General features: G+C 37.1%; 15 protein-coding genes. 12 read left to right on the forward strand and 3 right to left on the reverse strand.

Features of this window, described 5'->3' with window-relative positions; translation table 11 throughout:
• Positions 1-5: 5 nt before the first annotated feature.
• The 10 genes from ACR9EA_RS07710 (at position 6) to ACR9EA_RS07755 (ending at position 13,773) form a co-directional block, all read left to right on the forward strand.
• Positions 6-992: a sugar phosphate isomerase/epimerase family protein gene (locus ACR9EA_RS07710; RefSeq protein WP_435139337.1), complete on the forward strand. Its 987-nt coding sequence runs from the start codon at positions 6-8 to the stop codon at positions 990-992.
• A gap of 13 nt (positions 993-1,005) precedes the next feature.
• A complete protein-coding gene (locus ACR9EA_RS07715; protein WP_435139339.1) occupies positions 1,006-1,830 on the forward strand; it encodes a transketolase in 825 nt (274 codons plus the stop codon).
• A 10-nt stretch (positions 1,831-1,840) separates the two neighbouring features.
• Positions 1,841-2,812 (forward strand): transketolase family protein, encoded by a 972-nt coding sequence (locus ACR9EA_RS07720; RefSeq protein ID WP_435139341.1) that lies wholly within the window; start codon positions 1,841-1,843, stop codon positions 2,810-2,812.
• Positions 2,813-2,973: 161 nt separating this feature from the next.
• Positions 2,974-4,467, forward strand: a complete 1,494-nt coding sequence (locus ACR9EA_RS07725) for an FGGY family carbohydrate kinase (protein WP_435139343.1) — start codon at positions 2,974-2,976, stop codon at positions 4,465-4,467.
• A 210-nt stretch (positions 4,468-4,677) separates the two neighbouring features.
• Positions 4,678-5,325 carry a LamG-like jellyroll fold domain-containing protein gene (locus ACR9EA_RS07730; RefSeq protein ID WP_435139345.1) on the forward strand — a complete coding sequence of 216 codons (648 nt, stop codon included), beginning with the start codon at positions 4,678-4,680 and terminating at the stop codon, positions 5,323-5,325.
• Positions 5,326-5,353: 28 nt separating this feature from the next.
• The gene (locus tag ACR9EA_RS07735; RefSeq protein WP_435139347.1) at positions 5,354-8,149 is read left to right on the forward strand and encodes a T9SS type A sorting domain-containing protein; all 2,796 of its coding nucleotides are present in this window, start codon (positions 5,354-5,356) and stop codon (positions 8,147-8,149) included.
• A 112-nt stretch (positions 8,150-8,261) separates the two neighbouring features.
• Entirely contained in the window at positions 8,262-9,977 is a 1,716-nt protein-coding gene (locus tag ACR9EA_RS07740) for a glycoside hydrolase family 28 protein (protein WP_435139349.1), read from the forward strand.
• A gap of 11 nt (positions 9,978-9,988) precedes the next feature.
• A complete protein-coding gene (locus ACR9EA_RS07745) occupies positions 9,989-11,371 on the forward strand; it encodes a glycoside hydrolase family 28 protein (protein ID WP_435139351.1) in 1,383 nt (460 codons plus the stop codon).
• Entirely contained in the window at positions 11,361-12,713 is a 1,353-nt protein-coding gene (locus ACR9EA_RS07750) for a rhamnogalacturonidase (RefSeq protein ID WP_435139353.1), read from the forward strand. The genes ACR9EA_RS07745 and ACR9EA_RS07750 overlap by 11 nt, the downstream gene beginning before the upstream one ends.
• Positions 12,714-12,798: 85 nt before the next feature.
• A complete protein-coding gene (locus tag ACR9EA_RS07755) occupies positions 12,799-13,773 on the forward strand; it encodes a bile acid:sodium symporter family protein (RefSeq protein WP_435139355.1) in 975 nt (324 codons plus the stop codon).
• Here the strand turns inward: ACR9EA_RS07755 and ACR9EA_RS07760 are convergent.
• Positions 13,770-14,567: an EcsC family protein gene (locus ACR9EA_RS07760; protein ID WP_435139357.1), complete on the reverse strand. Its 798-nt coding sequence runs from the start codon at positions 14,565-14,567 to the stop codon at positions 13,770-13,772. The two genes, ACR9EA_RS07755 and ACR9EA_RS07760, sit on opposite strands and share 4 nt — an antisense overlap.
• A 183-nt stretch (positions 14,568-14,750) precedes the next feature.
• Between ACR9EA_RS07760 and ACR9EA_RS07765 the strand changes: the two genes are divergently transcribed.
• On the forward strand, positions 14,751-15,338 hold the full coding sequence (locus tag ACR9EA_RS07765) for a hypothetical protein (RefSeq protein WP_435139359.1): 588 nt from the start codon (positions 14,751-14,753) through the stop codon (positions 15,336-15,338).
• A 95-nt stretch (positions 15,339-15,433) separates the two neighbouring features.
• Positions 15,434-17,074: an ABC-F family ATP-binding cassette domain-containing protein gene (locus ACR9EA_RS07770; RefSeq protein ID WP_435139361.1), complete on the forward strand. Its 1,641-nt coding sequence runs from the start codon at positions 15,434-15,436 to the stop codon at positions 17,072-17,074.
• A 73-nt stretch (positions 17,075-17,147) separates the two neighbouring features.
• Here ACR9EA_RS07770 and ACR9EA_RS07775 read toward each other — a convergent pair whose 3' ends face one another.
• Both ACR9EA_RS07775 and uxuA read right to left on the reverse strand, forming a co-directional pair.
• Positions 17,148-17,696 carry a hypothetical protein gene (locus ACR9EA_RS07775; RefSeq protein WP_435139363.1) on the reverse strand — a complete coding sequence of 183 codons (549 nt, stop codon included), beginning with the start codon at positions 17,694-17,696 and terminating at the stop codon, positions 17,148-17,150.
• A 162-nt stretch (positions 17,697-17,858) separates the two neighbouring features.
• Positions 17,859-19,037, reverse strand: a complete 1,179-nt coding sequence (uxuA, locus tag ACR9EA_RS07780; protein WP_435139365.1) for a mannonate dehydratase — start codon at positions 19,035-19,037, stop codon at positions 17,859-17,861.
• Between the last annotated feature and the right edge of the window lie 10 nt (positions 19,038-19,047).

A 19,047-nucleotide genomic window follows, 5' to 3' on the forward strand; every position in this document is an offset into this window, starting at 1 on the left:
TATAAATGAAAGCAAAACAAAAATACGGTGCTGGTATCTGGCATTTTGCAACTTATGTAGATCGCTATGCTACCGATGGTTATGGGCCAAGCAGAGGCTTATTGGAAATGATAGATTTAGCAGGGCAAGTTGATGATTTATCGGTAGTAGATATTAATTATCCGTTTGTTGATAAAAGTTTAGGATTAGATGATGTAGAAAAAGCATTGCAACGAAATAATTTATCGGTTATTGGTATTACTCCAGAAATTTACACACGTCAGTTTTCTAAAGGTGCATTCACCAATCCAGATCCGGGCATTCGTAAGTTGGCCAACGAGATGGTAAACGATGCCGCTAATGTGGTACGTAGATTTAATGCAAATTATGTAAAGCTTTGGCCGGGGCAAGATGGTTGGGACTATCCGTTTCAAGTAGACCATAAAGCTCTTTGGAAATTAAGTGTAGATGGTATTGCAGAATTAGCAGACCAGAATAAAGATTTAAATTTTGTTATAGAATATAAGCCACGCGAGCCAAGAGCGCATATGAGTTACGATAGTGTAGCCAGAACCTTGTTGGCTATCGAAAAGATGGGCTTGCCTAATGTTGGGATTTTACTTGATTTCGGGCATTCGCTTTATGGTGGTGAGTCGCCTGCCGATGCGGCACAATTAGCTATCGATTACGGTCGCCTTTTTGGTATGGATGTTAATGATAATTTCAGAAGTTGGGACGACGATCTTATTGCAGGTTCGGTACATCCAATAGAATTATTCGAGTTCTTTTATACTTTAAGAAAAAACAATTGGGAAGGCGTTTGGCAGCTCGATCAGTTCCCGTTTAGGGAGGATCCTGTTGCAACGGCCAATAGTGCTATCGGATTTTTAAAAACCATAGAGCGCGCTTTAGATAAATTAGATTTTGAAGCCTTGCAGGATGCGCAAAACCGACAAGATGCGGTTACCGCTTTAAACATTGCTCGCGAAGCACTGTTTTCTTCATATAAATAATAAAAAACAAAAAATGGAAAATAAAGACATACAATTAAAATCCATTTTTCTTAGGAAACAACTATTAAAATATATTTATAAGGCGAAAGCAGGCCATACTGGTGGTAGTTTGTCTTGTGTAGATATTTTAAACGTGTTGTACAATCGTGTGCTTAATGTCGATCCGCTTCACTTTAACAACCCAGACCGCGACAGGTATATACAAAGTAAAGGGCATTGTGTAGAAGCTCTTTTTGTAACGATGGCCGATCGTGGTTTTTTTCCGGAATCAGATTTAGAAACTCTATGTGCTTACCAATCGCATTATATTGGTCACCCTACAAAAAAAGTACATGGTGTCGAGCAGAATACTGGAGCTTTAGGGCATGGTTTACCTATTTGTGTAGGCGAAGCTATTGCTGCAAAACTAGATGAGAAACCGTATAGAGTATTTACCTTATTAGGCGACGGCGAATTGCCAGAAGGTTCTAATTGGGAAGCATTCTTAGCGGCTTCGCAGTATGGTTTAGATAATTTGTATGCCATTTTAGACTACAATAAACAGCAGATAACAGGCGATAATAGTCAGGTGTTAAATACAGCACCTGTTAAAGACAAATTAGAAGCTTTTGGCTGGGCAGTTAAAGAAATTGATGGCCATAACACAGCAGAAATAGAGCAGGCCTTAAATAGCGGTCCTTTCGAAAAAGGTAAGCCCAATTTTATTATAGCGCATACTATTAAAGGCAAAGGAATAAGCTATATGGAACGCAATATAAAATGGCATCATGGAGTGCCTAATCCGGAGCAATATCAGCAAGCGTTAAATGAATTAGAGGAAGCAGAAGCATTAATCTAAAAGATGAGGTATGGAATTAGATAAAATTGAAGAAAAAGATTTAAAAATGGGGGCTGCTAATCAGGTTGTGTTTTCAGAAACGCTTCAGGAACTAGCAGCTAACGACCGACAAATTATTGCGGTAACAAGCGATTCTAGAGGCTCTGGAAAATTAGTACCTTTTGGAGAACAGTTTCCAAAACAAATTGTAGAAGTCGGTATCGCCGAACAAAATTTAGTTGGTGTAGCTGCAGGATTGGCGTCGGCTGGTAAAAAAGCATTTGCCGTATCGCCAGCTTGTTTTTTAAGTGCACGTGCTTTAGAACAAATTAAAAACGACGTTTGTTATTCCGATAACCCTGTAACGCTCGTCGGTATTAGTGCAGGTGTTAGTTACGGAGCGTTAGGAACAACACATCACAGTTTACACGATTTTGGTGTATTAAGAGCAATTAACAATGTAATTATTCTGGCACCCGCCGATAATTTCGAAACGGAGCAAGCTGTGCGTTTTGCAGCAGAATCGAAAGTGCCTGTATATATGAGAATTGGTAAAAAAGCAATGCCGTTTTTAAGTGATACTACGCAAGATTTTGAAGTTGGTAAAGGAAGAATTGTTAAAGAAGGTAGCGACATAACCCTTATTGCTACTGGCGAAACAGTATATCCAGCATTAAAGGCAGCGCTTGTACTAAAAGAAAAGCATCAAGTAAATGCAGCAGTAGTAAGCATGCATACCATAAAACCTTTAGATACAGCTTTATTAGATGAGTTAGCTACAAATGGCAAACCTATTATTACGGTAGAAGAGCATATGGTAAATGGAGGTCTGGGCGAATCTTGTGCGTCTTATTTATTTCAGAAAGCCGCGAGGAATCCATTCAAAATTATGGGGATTCCCGACGAATATACAGTTACAGGTTCTCAAATAGAGATTTTTAATCATTACGGTATATCGCAAGACGGTATACTAAACGAGGCTAAAACATTATTAGAACTCTAGTCAAGTAATTGTTAGAGTTTATATTCTTAGCACAATACAGTAAACGCGTTGTGCGCTAACTAAATTTCTTCTGGTTTAGTTCAAATAATAACCAAAGCATTGTCAGTTAAATCTATGTTGGCAATGTTTTGGTAAAATCATCGGGAGGTCAACGAATACTTATGGAAAAATCTTACATATTAGCAATAGACCAAGGTACGAGTGGTACTAAGGCTATTATTTTTGATGAGAACGGACAGTTAATTGTTAAAGCTACTGCCCATCTGCAATCGCTTTATCCAAAAGAAGGCTTTGTAGAGCAGTGTCCTGAAGCCATTTATCAATCTGTTATTGAAGCTGTAGATAAATGTGTAACGCTGTTTGAGGTTGAACATCCTGGCGAAAAACATCGTATTGTATCTTGTGGAATTTCTAACCAAAGAGAGACTTTTGTGTTGTGGGATGCTAACGGAAAGCCATTGCACAATGCATTGGTTTGGCAATGTAAACGCTCTGTAGCTGTTTGCGAGCGCTTAAAAGCATCTAATTTGGAAGCAGTTGTACACGAGCGTACCGGCTTAACAATAGATCCTTATTTTTCGGCATCTAAAGCCATCTGGCTATACGAAAATGTGCAGGATATTACTCACGCTATCGATTCTGGAAATGCTTATTTTGGGACTGTAGATACTTGGTTGCTCTATAAATTGACTAACGGACAAAGTTTTAAAACCGACCATACAAACGCCTCCAGAACTTTATTTTTTAATATTTATGATTTAAAATGGGACGATACGCTTTTAGAAGCTTTTAATTTATCGAAATTGAAGTTGCCAGAAGTTACGTTTTCTTCAGATCAATTTGGGACAAGTGCGTTTAATGGTATTTTCGATTCACCTATTCCAATCACAGGAGTTATAGGTGATTCTCAGGCCGCCTTTTTTGGTGAAGAATGTTTTGAGCCTGGTATGGCTAAAGCAACATTAGGCACAGGGTCCTCGATTTTGTGGAATGTCGACCAGGTTAATACCACTTCAGATAATAAGCAAATCACCACCATAGGTTGGAGTTTAGAAGGTCAAGTGAATTATGGGGTAGAAGGCATTATTGTTAGTTGTGGGGCGACTTTAGAATGGTTAAAAAATCAGTTAGAGCTTTTTGAGTCCCATAGCGATATCGAACGTTTGGCAACTTCTATAGATAGCAATCAGGGTGTGTATTTAGTACCCGCATTCAGTGGTATGGGCGCTCCGTATTGGCAACAACATTGGCGCGCTTCTGTGCATGGCATTACGTTTAAAACAACTAAAGCCCATTTTGTAAGGGCAGGTCTGGAGGCTATTGCTTATCAACTAAAAGATGTTATTACAGATATTGAAACTCAAACCGCATCATCTTTAAAAGAATTAAAGGTAAATGGAGGCATTACCGCCAATGGGTTTTTAATGCAGTTTATAGCAGATGTCTTGCAAAAACCTGTGGTTAACATGGGCATGCCAGACGTATCGGCTTGGGGAGCAGCAGCCATCGCTGGCTTAGGGTGTAAGTTGTGGACTAATCTTAAAACTTTACCCAAGTTTCCTTCAGCAGCCATACAAAGTTATGTGCCTTCTGGTAGGACATTAGAACAAGATTATCTCCAGTGGCAAGATATTCTGAAGCGAAAAGTGCATTAATTTATTTTAAAATTGGTATTTAATTTAACAGTGTAATCGATTGCATTTGTGCTTTGAATTTGTATATTTAGCAATTTTAATGTGAAAAAATTATCAATTTAAAAAATGATGCTGCCAAAACTGAATAGCGCTGTCATATTTGGGAGGAACTATAAAACCAGATGTAATGAAAGACCTCATTATGCTCGTTTGTTAGGTCTCATTTTGGTTATGAGTGTTCAATTGGGTTATTCGCAAGCAGCATTAAAAACAAAAGCCGTTACATGGCAAATTTCAGAATTATTAGCTGAAGGTGTCATGTCAAGCTCCATTTCTGGTCAGCCTACTGTAGTGGCATCGCCATTTGGCAAAGCAGTACATTTTAACGGTATAGATGATGCCTTGTTTTTAGATGCCATGCCGTTAAAAGGATTGACATCGTTTACAATAGAAATGATTTTTAGCCCTGATGCCGATGGTGATTTCGAGCAGCGCATACTACATATAGGTGAAGTATCTGATGATCGGATGCTACTAGAAATTCGAAATGAAAATGCCCAATGGTATTTTGATGGATTTGTAAAATCTAAACACGAAAAAAAGGCGCTTATAGACGAGCGTTTGCAACATACTACCCAAGCTTGGTATCATGTAGCACTTGTTGTTACTCCCAATAGTTTGTCTACTTATGTAAATGGCAAGCAAGAGTTAACAGAAGCGTTTCATTTTTCGCCTATCCAAACGGGCCAAACGTCTGTGGGCGTACGATTAAATAAAAAATCATGGTTTAAAGGCAGTATTTACAGCATTACCATAAGTCCAGATGTTTTAGACAGTTCAGCATTTAATTTGCCTTTGGCTATAACATCACCTAACTAATTAATAGTAACTAAATTATTAACCGAAAATGAGTTTTAATTATTTTAAACAACACAATCCAAAACGAATCAAACAATTAGTTACAGCCCTTGGGGTTGTTGGTTTGTTTTCGGCAACACAACTTCATGCACAAAATCCTGTAGTGAAAATGGATTTCGATCAACCAGGACGTCCTAGTTCCGAAGTAAATCAAATAGGGTACACGTCGTGGCTTTTGTCGGGCGGAGATTCTAGCAGTAAAACAGAAAATGGTATTACATTTACCGTATCCAGAATAGGCGATAAAGGTCGCGAATTGGGATCTAGCTGGTATAAAACAGGAATACAGGCATCTGAAGACGGTAAGTTAGTTAACGATGGTATTACGGTTAAAGATGGAAACGCCGATGAAGGCGGGCAGATTGAATTCCGTTTAAGCGGATTGGCAGCTGGAGAACATTCGTTATTGGTATTTTTAAATCAGACTTCAAGCGATACGTATACTTATAGCCCAATAGATGTGTTGGTAAATAATAATTTGGAGTATGATGATGTTGTTCCTACGGTGCGTGCAGCAACATCGGCAGAGGCAAAATCGGTGTATTTAAAGTTTGTAGCCGAAGCGAATGAAGATGTTGTAATTACATTTTCAGCCGAGCTTTCTGGAAGTGAAGATGTTAAAAACGTGATGATTAATGGTTTTGAGTTAAATACACCTAATATTTTTTATCAGGCTAAAGACCCTATACCAAGTCATAATAACGAACATGTAGAATTGAGTTCTGAAGGGGTACTTTTACAATGGACGCCTACCGAATCGGCTTTGTCCCAGCAAATTTATTTTGGAATGGATGCCGACGAAGTTGCCAATGCAACTATAGAATCTAGTAGTTATATGGGGAGTCAAGATCCTTCAAATTCGTCTTACCAATTAAACGGATTATACACTGGCGATACTTATTATTGGAGAGTCGATCAAGTTTTGGCAGATAACGACATTGTTAAAGGTAATGTGTGGCGATTCAGACCTGCACAATTGGCCTTTCCTGGCGCCGAAGGTTATGGTCGTTTTGCACGTGGTGGTCGTGGCGGAAAAGTAGTTTATGTTACTAATTTAAACGACAGTGGCCCTGGAAGTTTACGCGCTGCTGTAACTAACGATATCGGGCCAAGAACTATTGCTTTTAATGTATCTGGAGTTATAGAACTGCAGTCGCGTTTAGTGTTGAGTCAGCCTTATGTTACCGTTGCAGGACAAACAGCACCAGGCAAAGGAATTACCATAAAATCGGCACCGTTTGGTATTACAGGTAACGACGCCATAGTTCAGCATGTGAGAGTGCGATTGGGAGGCGGAAGAACTTTTGACGGTATGGGCTTAACAGGAGCCGACCACAGTATTATAGATCATTGTTCTATTAGTTGGACGATAGACGAATCGTTTAGCTCGCGTGGTGGTAAAAACATTACGTTACAGCGTACCCTAATTTCTGAAGCTTTAAATGCTGCAGGACACCAAAATTATCCACAAGGTACAGAGCATGGTTATGCGGCGACTATCGGTGGCGATATAGGTAGTTTTCATCATAATTTATTAGCACATAACTACGGAAGAAACTGGAGCCTTGGTGGTGGTTTAGACGGTAGTGGTTATTATGCCGGATTAATGGATATCACTAATAATGTTGTTTATAATTGGGGCTCTAGAACTACCGATGGCGGTACAAAAGAGGTTAATTTTGTGAATAATTATTACAAACCAGGAGCAGGTTCTAAACTGTTTTATGCATTTACTGCCGAGCACGAAAATGTAGGTATGGGCATGCAACGTTGTTATTTTGATGGTAACGTAATGCCTGGATATTTTGATGAATCAAGTCAGGAGAAAGGCCGACGTACACGATATACTAATGGAGCTACCGAGCAGTACGAAACGTTTGTAGACGAACCTTTTTTTCCTTCGTATGTAACAACACAGTCTGCTACACATGCATATAAAATTGTTTTATCGGATGTTGGGTGTAATCAACCTATTTTCGATGATCACGATCAGCGTATCATTACAGAAACATTAACCGGAACATATACATACACCGGAAGCGTTACAGGAAAGCCAGGGTTTCCAGACGATGAGTCGGATGTTGGGGGCTACGAAGATTATCCGGAAGTAAGCAGAAGCTCATCTTGGGATAGTGATTTAGACGGATTACCAAACTGGTGGGAAGAGGTTATTGGAACGAATGTAAATTCAGCTTCTGGCGATTTCTCCGATGCCAATGCCGATACTAATGGCGATGGGTATACTAATTTAGATAGGTATTTACAATGGATGTCTAAACCGCATTTTGAGTCGGAAATTGGTCAAGCGATTAGCATCGATTTAAAAGCGTTATCCAGAGGGTTTGAAGCTGCACCTAGTTACACTATTTCTGATGTAGAAAATGGTTCGGTAACATTGGCCGATCACATCGCTACATTTACGCCAGAAACAAAAGGTATTGCGGCCTTTAACTTTACCGTTACCGATGCCGAAGGTGATAGCATGACACGTACAATAAACGTCCTTAGTGGTTATAAATCACTTTCTGTAGATTCTAAAAAAGTATCTGATTTTAAAGTCTGGCCAATTCCAAACACAGGAACTTTTTCTGTAAAAACCAATCAAACCATGGCAGATGCCGAGTATACGGTTTACGATTTATTAGGAAAAGCTATCGCAAACGGAACGTTCCAAGGGCAAACAACCCAAGAGATTACCATCAATGCGCATGGGGTATTTATTTTACAAATTCGAGATGCAGCTAGCAAACAGGTGGTTCACCTTCAAAAAATAATAGTAGAATAATCAGATATACTTAAAAAGATGCATGGGTAAATTGGTATTGATGAGATACAAAGATTTTTGTGGTCATTATTTCAGTTTATCCATCCATCAAATCCCAAAGCAGAAATTTATTATGAAACGAATTTCTATACCAATTGCAATTGCGTACATGGCGGTATGTAGTTTAACACTTACAAACTGTAGTGAGTCTGCTTCAAAAACATCTGAAGCAGAATCAATAACCAAACAGTCGGTTGTGGCTACAAATGCTGTCGAGTTTAATATGCCAGATGTAAATGCACCTAATATTCCAGATTTTAAAGTAAAACTTACCGATTACGGTGCGGTTGGCGATGGTGTTACTTTAAACACAGAAGCTTTTAAAGCAGCTATAGCTGCAGTAAGCGAAAAAGGCGGAGGTACTGTAGTTATTCCTCCAGGTATTTGGCTTACAGGGCCTATTATTTTAGAAAGTAAATTAGAATTACATGCCGAAAGTGGCGCCTTGATTAAGTTTTCGGCAGATAAAAATTTATATCCTATTATAGAAACCAGTTTCGAAGGTTTAGACACTTGGCGCTGTATATCGCCTATTTATGGTAAACATGTAGAAGATGTTGCCTTTACAGGTGAAGGTATTTGGGATGGTTCTGGCGATGCTTGGCGACATGTAAAACGCGATAAATTAACGGCCAACCAGTGGAAGAAAAAAGTAGCTTCTGGCGGTTATGTGCACGAAGATAGAATCTGGTATCCTTCAAAAACATATCGTTTAGCAGAAGAAGGCGCCGAATTAAACGTAAGAAAAGATTTAACTAGCAAGGAAGATTTTGAAGCCATTAAGGTTTTTCTTAGACCTGTTATGGTAAGTATTCAAAACAGTAAGCGTGTGTTGTTCGATGGGCCTGTGTTTCAAAATTCTGCCGCGTGGAATATTCATCCATTAATGGTAGAAGATTTAATTGTGAGAAACATTACGGTAAGAAATCCGTGGTATTCTCAAAATGGCGACGGATTAGATGTGGAGTCCTGTAAAAATGTTATTGTAGAGCATTCTAGTTTTGATGTTGGAGACGATGCTATTTGTGTAAAGTCCGGAAAGGATGAAGATGGCAGAAACCGAGCTGTATCCACCGAAAATATTATAATTCGCAATAATGTCGTGTATCATGGGCATGGCGGCGTAACTGTTGGTAGCGAAATGTCTGGCGGTGTAAAAAACATGCATGTTTCTAATTGTATGTTTATTGGTACCGATGTCGGTTTAAGGTTTAAAAGTAAGCGCGGTCGTGGTGGAGTCGTGGAAAATGTATTTATTTCTGATATTCGTATGATAGACATTCCAACCAATGCCATTTCCTTTAATTTGTATTACGGGGGCTTATCGGTTTCCGAAATGATGGAAAAAGGTGGCATGCAAGCATCTACCGAAGCCATTCCTGTAACCGAAGAAACGCCTCAGTTTAAAAACATTTCAATTAAAGATGTCACCATTAATGGCGCTAAACAAGCTGTGTTTTTGCAAGGTTTACCAGAAATGAATTTAGAGCATATTGCCATTGAAAATATGCAAATTGTAGCCGATAATGGCTTTACAATTATTGATGCTGCAGATGTTAAAATTAAAAATATTCATTTAGAAGTAAATCAGTCTAATGCGTTTACCATTTTTAATACCAAAGACTTAGAGCTGGATACTACGTCGTTTAATACCGATAGTCAAGAAGCCATTAAAATTGGTGGATCAGGAAATGCTAATATCGTTTTAAAGGCAAAGGAAGGGCAAGATCTTTCTGCTGTAACACAACTTAATAACGAAGTTGCCAATGATGCAGTAAGCTTCAAATAAACCACTTATAAATGAAATTTAAAGCCATACTATATTGTATTTTGTTGTGCTGCGGTTGGTCTTTTGTAGGATTGGCGCAAGAAAAACTAGATACTAAAAGCGAGATTTTAGCACGAATTATTCCGCCTTCATTTCCAGACCGCTCTTTTTCGGTTTTAGATTATGGTGCCGTTCCCGACGGAACAACCAACAGCAAACCGGCATTCGATGCCGCAATAGCGACGTGCAAAGCAGCTGGCGGAGGAAAAGTAATGGTACCAAAAGGGACTTACTTTTTAGAAGGGCCAATTCACTTAGAAAGTCATTTAAATTTAGAAATTCAAGAAGGTGCTACGTTAAAATTCACATCTAATCCTGATGCTTATCCATCTGTTTTAACGAGTTGGGAAGGCACTATTTTGTACAATTACAGTCCGTTTATTTATGCCTATCAGAAGGAAAATATAGCCATTACGGGAAAAGGTACTATAGATGGTGAAGCTTCCGAAACCTTTGCAAAATGGCATGGACTACAAAAAGATGATCAATTGCTTTCGCGAGATATGAACCATAAAGGTGTTCCTTTTAAAGAGCGTCAATTCGGAAAAGGGCATTATTTAAGACCGCATTTAATTCAGTTATTCGAATGCAAAAATATTTTAATTGAAGATGTTAAAATAGAAGATTCGCCATTCTGGTGCGTTCATTTGTTAAAATGCGTAAATGCGACTCTTAGAGGCTTAAAATATGATGCCCAAAATAAAAATAACGATGGTATAGACCCAGAATATTCTAAAGATATTTTAATAGAAAATATCACTTTTAATAATAACGACGATAATGTGGCTATTAAAGCAGGTCGCGATCATGAAGGCCGTAAAATGAACAGACCTAGTGAAAATATTATAATTAGAAATTGTCATTTTAAAGGTTTGCATGCTGTAGTTATGGGTAGCGAAATGTCTTCTGGTGTACGTAATGTTTTTGTTGAAGATTGCGATTATGCTGGTTATGTAAAAAGGGGTGTATATTTAAAATCCAATCCGGATCGTGGCGGACAAATTTCAGATGTTTTTGTAAACAACGTCACCTTTGGCGAGGTATTAGACTGTTTCATGATTACTTCTAATTATCACAATGAAGGTACAGGATACCCAACTACAATAAAAAACATACATTTGAATGCTGTAAGCTGTAAAAAAGCTAATAATTATGGTGTGTATATAAAAGGGCATCCAGATAAAAGTGTAACCGATATTCATATAAAAAATATGAAAGTAGAGACCGCAGGACGAGATACTTTTGTAGATTATGCCAATACGATCACTTTTGAAGGCTTAGAAATAAATGGAAAAACAGTGCAGTTTAACAAAGAACAACTAAAACAAAATCCACCAAACGAATATGATTACTAATATTAAAAATCAAAAAATACAAACATCAATTATCGTTTTTGTTGTATTGTTTTCTATCTCTAATATAGTTTTAGCGCAATCTAAATCTGATGTTTTTCCAGACGGCAGTCTTATTCCGGATTGGTTTAAAGATACCACCAAAGTAAAGCTTGAAGATTTAGGAACCCAATACGATATTACAAAACATGGTGTTAAAAACGATAGTACAGTTTTACAAACCGAAGCTATTCAAAAAGTAATCGATTTGGCTAGCGACAATGGAGGAGGTGTTATTGTAATACCAGAAGGGATTTTTTTAAGTGGCGCGTTGTTTTTTAAACCCAATACGCATTTACACCTTACAGACAAAGGGGTATTAAAAGGGTCTGACGATATAAAAAATTATCCTAAAATACCATCGCGCATGGAAGGGCAAAGCATTTATTATTTTGCAGCTTTGGTAAATGCATACAATGTAGACGGTTTTAGCATTTCGGGAACAGGTACTATAAATGGAAACGGACTTAAATTTTGGAAAGCCTTTTGGCAACGCCGCGAAGAAAATCCTAAGTGTACCAATTTAGAAGTATCTAGACCGCGTTTGGTGTTTATCTGGCAGTGTAATAATGTGCAATTGCAAGATGTTAAACTTATAAATGCCGGGTTCTGGAGCAGTCATTATTACCAATGTAATAATATTAAAATTTTAGATCTTCATATTTTTTCGCCACATCAACCAGTAAAAGCACCAAGTACCGATGCCATCGATTTAGATATCTGTTCGAATGTTTTAATTAAAGGTTGTTATATGGCTGTAAATGACGATGCGATTGCACTAAAAGGCGGAAAAGGCCCTTGGGCAGACACCCAAACCAATAATGGTGAAAACACAAATATTATTATTGAAGATTGCACTTTCGGGTTTTGCCATTCGGCTTTAACCTGCGGAAGCGAGTCTATTCACAATAAAAATATAGTTATGCGCAATTGCGAGGTTAACGAAGCCAAGCGTTTACTTTGGTTAAAAATGAGACCAGATACGCCACAGCATTACGAATATATTACAGTCGAAAATATAAAAGGACAAGCCAATAGTATGATTTATATAAAGCCTTGGACACAATTTTTTGATTTAAAAGGAAGACCAGATGTCCCGTTGTCTTACTCGGATCATATTACGATGAAAAATATTACTCTGGACTGTAATGTGTTTTTTGATATGAAAATTACTGAATACGATAAATTGTCTAAGTTTACATTCGAAAATTTAAATATCACAGCAAAAAATGCAGAATATAACACAAGTATTATTGACGGCGTGACATTTAAAAACGTTGTGGTTAACGGTAAAAACATTAAATAGAAACAGGGAAGTATACTTAAAAATATTGCTTAAAATAAAGCCATGTATTTAAAAATTACGTTATTTAGCGTTAATATTTAAGTGCATGGCTTTTAAAATAGATCGATTTGTTTTAGCAATTATAATAACGATTATTATTGCTTATTTTTTTCCTGAGTTTGGAATACCAACTAGCCCGCTACCGATATCAAAAATCAGTGCTGTAGGTTTTTTTCTAATTTTCTTTTTTTACGGATTAAAATTAAGTCCGCAACAAATTAAAAGTGGATTGCATAATTGGAAGTTGCATGTTTTAGTGCAATTATCCACATTTATAATATTCCCTTTGTTGGTATTATTATGGTATCCGTTTTTACAAACCGTAGAGCAACATCAGTTTTGGTTAGCTATATTGTTTATGGCAGCATTGCCTTCTACAGTATCTTCTTCTGTAGTTATGGTTTCGGTGGCTAAAGGTAATGTGCCTGCCGCTATTTTTAATGCGAGTATTTCGGGAATAATAGGTATTGTAGTCACTCCGTTATGGGTAGGACTTTTTGTAGAAAAATCGGGTGCAGATTTTGATTATACGTCTATATATTTCAATTTGATTATTGGAATTATTTTACCTGTAATTCTAGGAGTTTTGTTGCAGCGTTACGGCCATGCCTTAGCATTAAAATACAGCAAACAATTAAGCACTTTCGATAAATCTGTTATCTTATTGGTTATTTATAAAAGTTTTTCGGAATCGTTTTATAATAAGGTGTTTAGCGGGATTAATGTGTTAGACCTGGTACTGCTTTTTGTTTTAGTAATTTCGCTGTTTTTTATCGTGTTTTATCTTATCGGTTTTATTGCAAAAAAATTACAATTTAATAGGGAAGACCGCATTACGGCTCAGTTTTGTGGAACAAAAAAATCGTTAGTTCACGGTACAATTTTTTATAAAATACTATTTAAAAATACGGTAGGCTCTAGTGTTATCTTGTTGCCTTTAATGTTGTTTCATGCATCGCAGATATTTATTATAAGTATTATTGCATCCCGATTAGAACGTAAACAATCAGTACAAAATTAATTAAGTTCCAGAATTTTATGGTACCAAGTTTTAGTAAGTTCGGTGCCGTAAATCCGTTCTAATTTTCGCATAATAAAATGCCCTTTGGCCATTTTCTGAAAATGATCAATAAAAATGGTATTTATAAGTCCACCTGTTACCGCGCCTATGGCTGGAATGGCTTGGGCAGCAGCTTTTTCGGTCACCAAAATATTAAAACGCGTAGCAATTTGTGCTATAAGTTTTACTAAAGCAGGTGCACTTTCTTCGGTAATTTTTTTGGTGGCGATAAATTGGGTAGCCTCGGTAATCGATTTGGCCAATGCCGCGCGAATTACAAAATAACCACTTTCTAAGTGGTCATCAGACTCATCATTACCGCCTAGAGCAAAAACTTCTATACAGGCCAATTTAGTTTCAGTTGTATTTAAATACTCGCCTTGCGATCTGGCAATATCTGCAATAGACCTCAAAATGATTGTGGTAGACACAGGAAGCTCTACCGCTAAACCTGGAAGGCCAAAAAAGCCACCAACACCACCAGAAACAGCCGCTCCGAATTTATGAAACAGGTTAGCGGGTTTGTCTTGTCCAGAATCGCTTAAAGACCAAATAGCAACTTCGGCTGCTTTAGTTAAAGACTTTTGTGTAATATCTCCAATTTTTTGCTGCCAATCGTCAGGTAAAGTCTCTATGGCACGTTCTATGGGCATGCCAATGGCACTTGTAATTTTTGCTGCTATGCTAGGCGATTCCAACAATGTGACTGCTGTTGCTAGTTCTTCAATGTGTTCGTTAGATAAAGAGGTAGACATTACTGAATGATATTTTGTTGTTCTAAAATTACAAAATAGCTTTTATAATGAGTGCTTTTATAGATTTCAAAATTAGCACAAAACAGTATTTTTTAAGTAATACTATTTCTATGATTTCTAAAAAGCCGAATATTCACTTAAATTTTAGTTATTTTTGTTAGCCTAACCTTTACATTTAAAACTATGAAATCGCTATTAACTGTCCTTTTTTTAAGTATTTCCATGTTGTGTTTTTCGCAACGGCAAGAAGATATCAATCGCATTAGAATTGGTGCTAAAGGGGGAATTCCTATTGGCGTAGGTTTGGAAGTGGAATATGATACACCACTTTTGGGAAATCGTATAGCGCCTTTTGCGTCGTACGGTATGTTTCCTTTTTCCGATTTAGATTTTAATTATTTCGAAATAGGATCTAACCTCTATTTTGGCAGTCGTGGTAAAGGCGGATATATTTCGGCGTCTTATGGCGATTTGAATGGAGAAGTCAGCAATTTAAGTGGCACAAACGACAACGATGAGCGTTATACCAATGGGGTAGTAAAAGAACAATTATCGTCTTTCAATTTGAAATTAGGGTGGAAGTACGGCCGAACGCTATATTTTAGAGTTGAAGTTGGTTACGCTTTTGGAAAACTTCCAGAAGAGCTAGAAGTAACAGCCGACGTAAATGGCCAACGCGAAACATTTTTACTGACCTATGACGAAGTTTTCGATTATATTTCCGGTAATGGTTATCCAATATTTAATTTAGGTATCGGTTATTCTTTCTAAGATATTATTCCTTTAAAAATACGCGATTGTTTAATCTTCATGCATTAACATCCTACTATAAAATGTATCTTTGCGCTCAAAAAATACATTTGTAAATGATATCTATAGACGGGATTGCAGTAGAGTTTGGAGGTACAACGCTGTTTAGCGATGTATCGTTTTCAATCAACGAAAACGATAAAATAGCCCTTATGGGAAAAAATGGAGCAGGTAAATCTACGTTATTAAAAATAATTGCAGGAAGTAGTAAGCCTACACGAGGCCACGTGTCTGCACCAAAAGATTATGTTGTATCGTATTTACCACAGCATTTATTAACCGAAGATAAGTGCACGGTAATGGAAGAAGCCTCTAAGGCATTTGCTTCAATTTTTAAGATGAAAGCAGAAATTGATGCTATAAACGAAGCACTTACAGTACGCACCGATTACGAAAGTGAGGCCTATATGAAGTTGATAGAAAAGGTTTCCGAACTGAGCGAAAAATTTTATTCTATCGAAGAAATTAATTACGAAGCCGAAGTCGAAAAAGTACTTATGGGACTTGGTTTTGTACGTTCAGATTTTAAAAGACCAACATCTGAATTTAGTGGTGGTTGGCGAATGCGCATCGAACTGGCAAAAATTTTACTTCAAAAACCCGATTTAATCCTTTTGGATGAGCCTACAAACCATATGGATATCGAGAGTATTCAGTGGTTAGAAGAATTTTTAATTAATCAGGCTAAAGCTGTTGTGGTGATTTCGCACGACCGTGCCTTTGTAGATAATATTACCACCCGAACTATAGAAGTAACTATGGGGCGTATTTACGACTATAAGGCTAAGTATTCGCATTATTTAGAATTGCGTAAAGACCGTAGAGCACATCAGCAAAAAGCTTACGACGAGCAACAAAAAATGATTGCCGAAACCCAGGAGTTTATAGACCGTTTTAAAGGCACATATTCCAAAACGCTACAGGTACAATCGCGTGTTAAAATGCTAGAAAAGTTAGTGCCAATCGAGGTCGATGAAGTCGATACAGCAGCTCTAAAATTAAAATTCCCGCCTGCACCAAGATCGGGGCAATATCCTGTAGTTGTAAACGAACTGTCTAAGGCTTACGATAATCATATTGTGTTTAATAACGCTAATTTGGTGATAGAACGCGGGCAAAAAGTAGCGTTTGTAGGTAAAAATGGTGAAGGTAAATCTACCATGGTAAAAGCCATTATGAACGAGATTGATTTTGAAGGCAACATGGAATTGGGGCACAATGCGAAGATTGGTTATTTCGCTCAAAATCAGGCGTCGTTATTAGATGGTGAATTAACGATTTTTGAAACTATAGATCGTATTGCCGTTGGAGACATACGCAATAAAATTAAAGATTTATTGGGTGCTTTTATGTTTGGTGGCGATATTTCTACCAAAAAGGTAAAAGTGCTTTCTGGAGGCGAAAAAACACGTTTGGCCATGATTAAATTATTGTTAGAGCCAGTTAATGTTTTAATTTTGGATGAGCCTACTAACCATTTAGATATGAAAACAAAAGATATTATTAAAGATGCTTTAAAAGATTTTGATGGCACTTTAATTCTGGTATCTCACGATCGTGATTTTCTTGATGGTTTAGCGACTAAAGTGTTTGAGTTTGGTAATAAACGCGTGAAAGAACATTTTGAAGATATAAACGGTTTCTTGCAGCTTAAAAAGATGGAAAATATGAGAGATTTAGAGGCTTCGGCTTCATAATTTACAAACGTAAATAACTAAAAAAAGCCATCTGAGATATTTTTCAGATGGCTTTTTTTGCTTTTAAAGGCTGTTATATTCCTAAAATTTTGGCATCTACAAAAAATACAGTACGCACATTTATATCGTAATCTTGCGTTAAAACTTCATCTGTTCCGGCTTTTATCTTTAAATAAAAACTGTCTTTAAAAAGATATTCTTTTAAATCGGTCGTGGTTGTTTCTAAGTACATTTCATTAGAGTCGTTAGGAATCGGATCTGGATTCCAAGCCAATTTGGTATCTGGTAAATCATCGGCGGCTATGTAAATTTCTATGCTTTCTAAAAAGCTGAAATCTTCAGTGTTAGGCTGGGTAAGCGTTAGTCTTAATTCCGATAGCGTGATTTCTTCAATTAAATCTTTTGCTGTATCGTTAGAGTTGAATGTAGACTCGGAATCTGTTTCTATTTTTGGCGTACTAATGGTAAATGGTAGATCTATAGGCGAGGTTGCAGGTATAGTTACCGATTCGTTAAATACCATATCAAATTTGGTTAATTCGTCTAATGTATCGCATCCTGATGTAAGTATCAGAATACACATTACTAAATACAGTTTTGAGTGTTTTATTAAAGTGGCCATAGTCGTTTAATTGTATTCACAAAGGTAATCACTATAATTAAAAACGAAAACCCGTTGATATAATTGTTACGTTCTGTAATGATTTTGATTTATTAAAACTTAAAACACCCTAATAATTTTAAATTATTAGGGTGTTTTAACATGTTATATTTACTGTAGAAATTATGCTTTTTGTTGCATTTTATAAGCTAAACCTAATTCCAAACCACGCATTTCTGCAAGCCCTTTTAATCGTCCTATTAACGAATAGCCTGCATATTGTTTGATTCCCGCTTCCATATCGTGTAAAAATCCATGATCTGGTCGCATTGGCAAGCTAATATCCCTCTTTTGCATTAGCAACAGTAGTTTTTCCATAATAGCCTCTACAGGATTAGAGCCATATAAGTGTTCGGATTCTCGGAAGATATTTTCGTTCTCACGAATAACATTTCGTAAGTGTAAAAAGTGAATGCGGTCTTCGAAAGCATCGATAATTTCTAATAAATTGTTATTAGGATGCGCGCCTAGCGAGCCAGTACAGTAACATAAACCGTTCGCTTGAATAGGTACGGCATCAAAAATTTGTTTTAAATCGGATGCAGTACATACTACTCGGGGTAGGCCTAATACAGAAAATGGCGGATCGTCTGGGTGTATGGCGAGATTAACCCCGTATTCTTGCGCAACGGGAGTAACTTCCGATAAGAATTCAATTAAATGAGTTCTCAACTTGTTGTCGTCAATAGCTTTGTATTGTTCTAAAAGATTTAAGATGTCTTCTGGGGTAAAATTCACTTTACTTCCAGGCAATCCTAACAAAACATTATCGAACAAAATTTGTTTCTCTTCTTCAGTTAATGTGTTACCATAAGCTAAAGCGTCCCGTTTTTCTTCTTCGGTATAATCGGTTTCAGCACCAGGACGTTTTAATAAATACACTTCAAAATACACGAAGGCCATTTTGTTAAAAAGTAGAGCTTTGGTGCCATCTGGATTTTCGAAAGCGTGATGTGTACGTACCCAATCTAAAATGGGCATAAAATTATAGGTAATAACTTTTAGGCCGCAAGCAGCGATGTTCTTAATGCTGGTTTTGTAATTTTCGATATAGGTTTTGTAATTACCTGCTTTACGTTTTATGTCTTCGTGTACTGGTAAGCTTTCTATAACTACCCATTCCATACCTTCTGCTTTAAGCAGGTCTTGTCGCGCTTTAATGGCTTCGGTAGTCCATACGTCTCCAACGGGAATTTCATGTAAAGCAGTTACAATTCCAGTAACTCCAGCTTGTTTAATATCTCTTAATTTAACCGTGTCGTTTGGGCCGTACCAACGCATGGTTTGATGCATTTTTATCATGATAAGTTTT

The sequence above is a fragment of the Formosa sp. A9 genome (genome assembly GCF_051200825.1).
In the GTDB taxonomy this organism is placed as follows: Bacteria; Bacteroidota; Bacteroidia; order Flavobacteriales; family Flavobacteriaceae; genus Formosa.